The sequence below is a fragment of the uncultured Bacteroides sp. genome (genome assembly GCF_949298305.1).
Lineage (GTDB): Bacteria > Bacteroidota > Bacteroidia > Bacteroidales > Bacteroidaceae > Bacteroides.
Window position 1 is genome coordinate 1 of sequence record NZ_CASFWU010000130.1, and the last position, 7,668, is coordinate 7,668.

The following is a 7,668-nucleotide window of genomic DNA, read 5'->3' on the forward strand; positions in this document are numbered from 1 at the left end:
AAACACGGAAAAAGGACAATAATAATGGCATATAAAGTGATTATACTCTATCGACTTTATATGCCATCTTACTTTGTAGGGACATTTACTGAATATCCCGAAGTAACTGCCCGTAGGCATTAAACGACCTGCGTGAAGCCAGCGACACGGTAATCATCAGCGAAAGCATGGAGGCAGTGAAAGTAATGACCATAATCATCATCTGATATTTAATAGCCACATTGGGACTACTTCCACCCAATATCTGCCCACTCATTGTACCAGGGAAAGCGACAAGCCCCATCACAGCGATGTTTGCTATCAGAGGACTGAATGACTTGATAATGGCTTCGCGGATAAATGGTGCCCGGGCCTCAGCTCGCGTGGCTCCGTTACCCAGCAGATACCGATACAGCTGTTCCTCACGCTTCAGTCCACTGTAATAAGTATTAAGAGCTATCACGTTACTGGACAACATATTTCCCATCAGTATACCAAATATCGGGATGAAATAGCGGGCACTGAACACATTCTCTGGGCGTAGCACAATGCAAATAAAGTACATTCCTACACACACCACACTACACAGGAATCCTATTGAAACAGGCATCAGTAACACTTTACGCTTCAGTCCTGTACGGGCAAGGGCTGTCTGAGAAGCGACAAAGACCATAATGATGCCCCATAAAAAGTTAATCCAAGGATTGTCCCACAGAAACAGGTACTTCAAGTACACACCTATCAAAAACAGCTGTATAATCATCCGCGCCGTCCCCACAATAGTGGCACGCAACAACCCAGTCTTGAACTTCCAAATATAAAACAAAGGGATCAAGAGCAGCAACAGCCCAATACACAGACTGGAATATGTAATATCTATGGTCTCCACTTAAGCAATCTTTTTTTTCAATTCCTATTTCATCATAATCCGTTTCTGGCATCCAGCAGTAAACGTCTCGTCATGCGAAACCGCCAGGATGGCACTTCCTTTTTCAGCCTGTCGCCGTAGGAAGGCAACTACTCTACCCGTGGCCTCAGCATCGAGTGCAGAGGTCGGTTCGTCTACCACCATCAGTGGCTTGTCCATCATGGCGGCCACGGCTATCATGATTCGTTGCCGTTGTCCGCCGGAGATTTCGTTCACCCTTTTGCCATACAAACCGCGCTCCAGCCCCAGCTCTTCAAAACAAGCCAGCAGACGTCCCTCCGAGAAAGGCGTGGAGCGGTTGGCCTTCAGCCCGAACGGCAACCTCACAACCTCCTTCACCCACTCCAGCGGCAAGGCCAGTTCCTGGGGAATCCAGGCTGTGCATTTGCGGATAGCGTCCACGGTGCTTTTCTCCAGCGACATGCCGTTTACCGTGATGCTGCCCTCCTTCAAAGGGACAAAGCCCAGCACCGCATTCAGCAACGAAGACTTCCCACAACCCGAAGGCCCCGAAATGCCTGCAATCTCTCCCCGCTCCAAGTCCAAGTTGAAGCCCGAAAAAATCACCCGGTCACCATAAGCTATACTGGCATTCTTTATCTGTAGCATGTTGCAAACTCGTCTTTAATTCTCGCAAAGATACAAATTTTCCAGATTTCCGCTCTTCCCTTTCATGCGAAACCCATGCGGCGACCCTCACTTCTTCCGCAAGTACGGCAATAATGGGCTGCGCATCAACCGCCAGTCCTCCTAAAGTCGTACCGATACCGTACTGGGCATGAACAAAAAAGAGCTGCAAGGAGAAACCGCCGTCAACGGTTCCATCCTTGCAGCCCATGGTACTTGTTCAGGGAGAGTTGTCTCCCGCCCGGTCAGAACACATAGTAGAATCCCAAAGTTCCTCCATTGAGCAAGTTAATGGAGAACGATTTACTCCCCGAATTATACCCCATCGAGGCCAACGAAGCCGTGAGATACATTTTCTTGGAGAGAGAAATAACAAGTTCTGGAGAATATTGGAAGAGGAAGGCGAACTTCTTGTTAGCTGCTCCGAACCCCATACCTACGGTATTCATCATGCCGATATTCTTGTTGAACGGTACGTAATAGCCACCCCCAGGTCCAATCATAAATGTGCTTGATCCGCCGGGAGCCACTGCCAGAAGCAACGAACCTCCAATGTACCAATTGTCGGTGAGCATATACTGCATTCCAGGCGACAAAGCGAAGTTCACATTCACGTCCGTCCCGCCGTTTCCCCAGATATCCACTCCCGTATCAACCATATCCAGTCCCAAACCGATGCTTCCACCTACCAGTAAATCACCTTTGCGCAGCTGTGCGTTCGCAGCCGACACCATAACCAACAGGCCGATGGCCCACATAATCATTCGTTTCATAATAATTCATTATTTAAGTGTTAAACAAAATTTATTCTTCTTAACATTCCAACCTTCATTGTGCTTGGTAATAGTTGGGGATACCTTGGTAATGTCCCGCTATTTTGATACCGTTCTCATACTCGCATTCAAACTGAAGCGAATAGCTGTCGCCACTGCTCAACACCTTTACCCGACCACCTTTCACTACCGCCTTGATGCCGTTGGAACGGGTATCGGCATAGTAAGAGTTACCGGTGAATACCCCCGACTTTTGTTCAGAAGCACTGAAGCTATAGGTTCCGGAGGCCAAATCCATACTCTCCGAAGTGATAAACTCAAAATAGACGAATACGCCACGACCGGTAACCTGAGAGTTGTAGACATTGTAGGACATACCTTCTGAGCAGATGAGAACATCGCAGTTGATGCCTGAACCCATTGCTCCATAGTCTACAAACGTGGCTTCACCTATCTCCATCTCGGTTCCGTTTACGTTCAGCATATTGGCATTTATCATTATGTCATCGTCTTCGCCGCAGGAAACGGCCGCCACACACAGCAGCAACAACGTCATGGCCATCGCTCCGTGTTCTTTCAATCTTAATAAAAAATCATTCATGGTTTATTGTTTTTATATTTTCCTTACTTTATAGCTATACCTTCCGGTAATCCCATGGGATACAACTGTGAATGTCCGAAATCATACCGTTTCCCGAATTCTGCATAGAGGAACTGAGATTCGGGAGCAGTGGCATACGTGAAATCCGCATATCCTTTGAACTGTGTGTGTCCGAAGAAGAGTAATCCTCCCGCTCTTATTTTCTGGAACATGGCAGACGAATGGAATACCGTATGCAAGAAATTGCCTCCGCCCGCAAATATGGCTTCTTGAAACAGGGCTTCATCCTCAAATGTCACTTCGTTGAAATACACTTTCTTATGACGGAAGCTGCTTCCTTGCCAACTGACCCGCTTGTGAAAAATGCTGCCAGTAAAGAACACGTGCCCTTCCACAATCACTTCTGTAAAGTCTGCTTCCTTCCGGAAATCGCAATGTGTGAAGCTGAGATTGTGCGCAAACTCCACACAGATACCCGCCTCGGAATCGAATGCCCGGACTTCACCGACGAACAGACAGTCGTGAAAGGTCACGGAAGACTCCACAAACACCTGTGTCAGGTTGGAGGAAATCCGGTTCCGGTTGGGGAGTTTGGTGAAATCAAGGTCTCCCCACACGATGCAACTGTCCAAATAGAGGTGCTCTCCCCGTCCGATGTGCTCTATGACGTCAGAAGCCTGAATTTCACGGCCTTTCAGGGAGGGCTCTTGGGAAGAGCACCTGCCAAGCATACATAACAAGCAAGCTATCAATACTTTCATTTTCTACTATTGTATGTTCGTCCTCCTATTTCGGATTCAAACTGTTTCTTGTCGAATTCACGTATCCGCTTTTCCAGCTCGCCAGACTGCTTACGTTTCAACAGCATGTTCTGGATTTCATCGGGGGTATAGGCATTTCTGTTATCTTTGTTAACAGGCGTGTGTGTGGGTAGCTCACCTGCTTCCAGCATACGTTTCCCAACCATTTCGAGCCGCTGTCCCTCGCTGCGTGTACCCGGACTGCCCATCGGGTAACCACCTTGGAAATAGTACGGATAACCAAATTCATTGGTGATGAAGAAGAAGTTGTTCTGTTCGTTGCTCTCCTGAACGCAGTTGAAAGGATCCGCCATGACTACCATATAATAGTATCCGCTGATGGGCGGTAGGTAGTAGTTCATGTAAAGATACTCGTAATCGGGCTGGTCGAACACTGCGGCTGCGATGTTCCGTCCGGAGGGCACATCCTTATTGACGACATACTCGATATAGTATTGCGAGTTGTCCACAATCTGTCCTGCAGGAATCTCGTCCGTGAAATAGAGATGGGCCAGAATGCCGTAATCATTGGCGTTGAAAGCATTATAATACATGTAGACAACACTCCACCGCGAAGTGGAAGTGATGTTGGCCGTCCCCGTATTATAGATATTGAAGTACACTTGTCGGTTCACGCCATACCCCCCATTCTGCAGCGGCATGTCAAAAGCATGGTAGGAAGCCAGGTCACTGCCCGAGGTCAGGTCATCCGGGTTGATTTCATTGTCATCGTTCGGCTCGACGTTGTTGTCCACCGTTGCCACGAAGGCTCCGTATACAAAACTCTTGATGAAGAAGTCGTAGTCCACCCAAATGCAACCTTCGTTTCCCCATTGGGTGCTCCATGAATTGAATACAAGAAAGGCGCCGTTGGGACCTTTGTTGTCGTCATAGCCAACCAATGCCATGGCATGGTAGGCATGCTGCATACCCGGTTGCAGATAAGTATCACTGCTTATCACGCCGTCGCCCGTCCAGCTCATGAAATTGTCTCCCAGCCTTGCTCCGAAAGCGACCACCTGCTTCTGCGCCAGATGCGATTTCAGGTTCTCCACGGTGAGGTCCGTATCATAAATGGTGCGGTAGTTCAGAATCTTGTAGTTGGCTGCATCGTTGGTCCACGACTGCGGCGGAGCTTCATCGCACCGGATGCTGCTGTAAGGTGCATTTTGCAGGGTGGTAATGCCACGCCGCTGCAGCACGTCAAGAGCCGGCTCGAAACTGGAACCGTCACAACCAGTCCCCTTGGAGTCACTGCCCATGGACATCCAGAGGTCGGCGGGGCTGAATTGGTTGGCCGGGCTGGCCAGCTGTTCTTTAGTCAGGCCACGCCTCACACCGTGCAGGTAAGTGTGCATCGCGTAGCCGATGGCCCAGGTGACACAGGTTCCGTACTGCCCTTGGTCGCCGATGGGCGGAAGATGGTCACGCAGGTCAACACTGGAAGGCAGTTCCGCACCTTCCTGCGAACTGGTGAAACCAAAGGAAATCTGCCGGGGCATCTCGTCCATCTTTTCGGAGTCCGCATTATAACCCATGGAGTATTCGGATATTTCTATCGGGGGTTCCCCGTCCGGTCCCGGTTGGTCTGTTGCGGGATTGTCATCGCTACACGACACGATGGCAGCGCTCATCATCAACAGCAGCAGAACCGCTGTATTCTTACTCAATGTCCAAATAACGTTCTTCATAATCATGTAGTATTAAAGGTTAACAATTTGTTTCTGTCTGCCCCTCGGGTTTCACGGCATCACCGCAGCAATTGCATCTGCTGGTACTCGATGGTCGACCCGATGTTGGGATTGAAGAAGTAGCTGTCCGACGAGAGGATAGTACCCGCGTCCGAAGTACTCCATACCTGCGTGCCGCTGCCGATGGGGATGTCCACCACCGTACCGTCGCTGCTCACGTAAGGGTTCACGCCCCGTATGGCCTCGCTGTGCAGTTGCGTCACGCGGTCCTGCATGGCACTGGTGCTCTCGTACATGGACATCTGTATGTCGCTGATTTCGGCGGCATTCTGCCGGAGCTGCTCGCTGATGCGGGCGGCCTGCTGCTGATTGAGCTGAATTGACCCTTTCATGCGCGAGGCTTCGGTGCCGGCCACGTCCAGGCTCTTTTCGTCGGCAGCCGTGAAGGTGGTCAGTTCAAGTACGTTCCATAGACGGCGGTCGATGGTGCGCATTGTGCCGTAAGGCATCCTCACGTCGAGGATGAAGAAGCAGGCCGTCGCCACGTGGTACACCTCCTTGCCATCCTCCAGCTTGATGACACAGCCGATGGCCGCCGCATCTGCTTTGGCACCGCGTATCTGGGTAAAGCTACTGCCCATCACCGAGTTGGCCAGACCCTGTTGGAAATTCCGCAGGAGTATTTGGCCGTATTTGTCAGCGTATTGTCTCATCGCGTCCGGCAGCTTGTCGTAAGTCTGCACATCCTTCAGTTCGATGGAGCGTGCATGGGGAAACTGCGTCCTTACCACGTATTGCAGGTAGTCTTCGGCGGTGGTATATGGCCGCTTCATGCTGCGCAGCAGGGGGTGGCGTTGTCCGGTAGCCACACCGTCGTTCTCGTCGTAGTAGGAACGGACCATCTCCATGTAGAAGCCCAGCTGTCTGGCTCCGTCACTCCCTTTGATTTGGGCGTTGGGAGAGCCGTTGGCCTGCTGGAAGTCCTCCAAGTCCACCTTGCCCACCAACTGCCAGCCGGGCAGACAGTCGATGGTAAGCACTTGGGCATTCTGCATGTAGGGATCGTACAGGCTGACCTTCCTTGTTTCATTGTACACGGTAGCGGTGGGCTTGCGCTCGTCCGTCCCTGCCGGGGTCGTCCCCTCGGCAGCGCTTTCGCTTCCTCCTGCCCCTCCGCACCCGGCGGTGAGACAGGCAGTCAACAATAGTATGGGATACATGTTCCGTAATTTGGGATATCAAGAATCAGAAAGCCAGAACAGGACGTACATAAGGGCCCTCAGCAGCATTCCCTCCACATGCTTTATATTTCATTTGATAATATCTACCGGCCTTATATTCCTCTTCTTCAGTCGAGGTGGCAATACCTCGACGCCTCCATATATTCGAGTCAATCCAACCAGGATGATTTGGGTCATCCCTACTTTCCCGAGGAGAATATCTATAAACTGCACGTATATATTCTTTCAAATCATCTCGCGTGGTCGCGTTCTTGACTTTCTCGAATTGTCCATCCATAAATTCCCAAATACCGTACGATTCATAGTATTCGTAACCATCACTCCAATAGGCGCATTCGGCGTAACGTATTTGTCCGTATGATGGCAGGAACCATCCGCTGCTATTCTGAGGAGCAGCGAGCGAAAGTTGCCAGTCGCAAACGTCTCCGACATCCATACCAACTAAAAGGTTTTTTACCCCCCTCGATGTACCATAAGCTGAACTTTCCCTTATGCCGTAATATGTCTTTTTCCATCCAAGGCTTTTTTTACCATAGTTGATGGCAAGCATCAAGGCTGGGTATTCACAACAAGTATGGTTTGTAGCGGGTATATATTCCAGCATAGCCATGCAGTTGTAATAGCCGTTGAAATCATCATAGCTATTATAGATGGTACCCATATACGCTTTCGTATGCTCTATTCGCGTGTTATTGTCTGCTTCCATAATCAATGCCTCGCTTTGTATTAATGCGTTACACCACCGGGTGTAGGTCGCCCATTCATTAATGCAGGGCTCATCTTCCGGTTTATAGAAATTATGAAGTCGGGTCGGTACATGCGTCAGCGATACGACATAGCCGTGGACGGTGCTGCCCAGCACGGGGCCGCCTGCGGTGAGCGGTCGGGTATAGTCGGACTGGTCGGTCTCATGCCTTCCGGCGTAGAAGACGATGCCGATGCAGGCATCCGCCAGTTCCGCGCTCAGCTCGCTGTCGCCACGCAGCAGGGAGCCGTCGTTGAGGTAGAAGTCGCCCAAGCGTGCATGG

The 7,668-nt window shown here is 50.4% G+C and carries 8 protein-coding genes and 1 pseudogene; all 9 read right to left on the reverse strand.

Features of this window, described 5'->3' with window-relative positions; translation table 11 throughout:
- Nucleotides 1-85: 85 nt before the first annotated feature.
- Nucleotides 86-868, reverse strand: a complete 783-nt coding sequence (locus tag Q1Y74_RS13160; protein ID WP_300814755.1) for an ABC transporter permease — start codon at nucleotides 866-868, stop codon at nucleotides 86-88.
- Nucleotides 869-892: 24 nt separating this feature from the next.
- On the reverse strand, nucleotides 893-1,516 hold the full coding sequence (locus tag Q1Y74_RS13165) for an ATP-binding cassette domain-containing protein (RefSeq protein ID WP_300814756.1): 624 nt from the start codon (nucleotides 1,514-1,516) through the stop codon (nucleotides 893-895).
- Nucleotides 1,479-1,745, reverse strand: a complete 267-nt coding sequence (locus Q1Y74_RS13170) for a hypothetical protein (protein WP_300814757.1) — start codon at nucleotides 1,743-1,745, stop codon at nucleotides 1,479-1,481. Before Q1Y74_RS13170 ends, Q1Y74_RS13165 begins: the two co-directional genes overlap by 38 nt.
- A gap of 34 nt (nucleotides 1,746-1,779) precedes the next feature.
- Nucleotides 1,780-2,307 (reverse strand): hypothetical protein, encoded by a 528-nt coding sequence (locus Q1Y74_RS13175; RefSeq protein WP_277120928.1) that lies wholly within the window; start codon nucleotides 2,305-2,307, stop codon nucleotides 1,780-1,782.
- A 55-nt stretch (nucleotides 2,308-2,362) separates the two neighbouring features.
- Nucleotides 2,363-2,908, reverse strand: a complete 546-nt coding sequence (locus Q1Y74_RS13180; RefSeq protein ID WP_300814758.1) for a hypothetical protein — start codon at nucleotides 2,906-2,908, stop codon at nucleotides 2,363-2,365.
- A 23-nt stretch (nucleotides 2,909-2,931) separates the two neighbouring features.
- The gene (locus Q1Y74_RS13185) at nucleotides 2,932-3,669 is read right to left on the reverse strand and encodes a hypothetical protein (RefSeq protein ID WP_300814759.1); all 738 of its coding nucleotides are present in this window, start codon (nucleotides 3,667-3,669) and stop codon (nucleotides 2,932-2,934) included.
- A complete protein-coding gene (locus Q1Y74_RS13190) occupies nucleotides 3,666-5,399 on the reverse strand; it encodes a C1 family peptidase (protein WP_300814760.1) in 1,734 nt (577 codons plus the stop codon). Before Q1Y74_RS13190 ends, Q1Y74_RS13185 begins: the two co-directional genes overlap by 4 nt.
- A gap of 59 nt (nucleotides 5,400-5,458) precedes the next feature.
- Nucleotides 5,459-6,619: a hypothetical protein gene (locus Q1Y74_RS13195; protein ID WP_300814761.1), complete on the reverse strand. Its 1,161-nt coding sequence runs from the start codon at nucleotides 6,617-6,619 to the stop codon at nucleotides 5,459-5,461.
- Nucleotides 6,620-6,644: 25 nt separating this feature from the next.
- A pseudogene (locus tag Q1Y74_RS13200) lies at nucleotides 6,645-7,668 on the reverse strand (hypothetical protein); the annotation flags it as partial.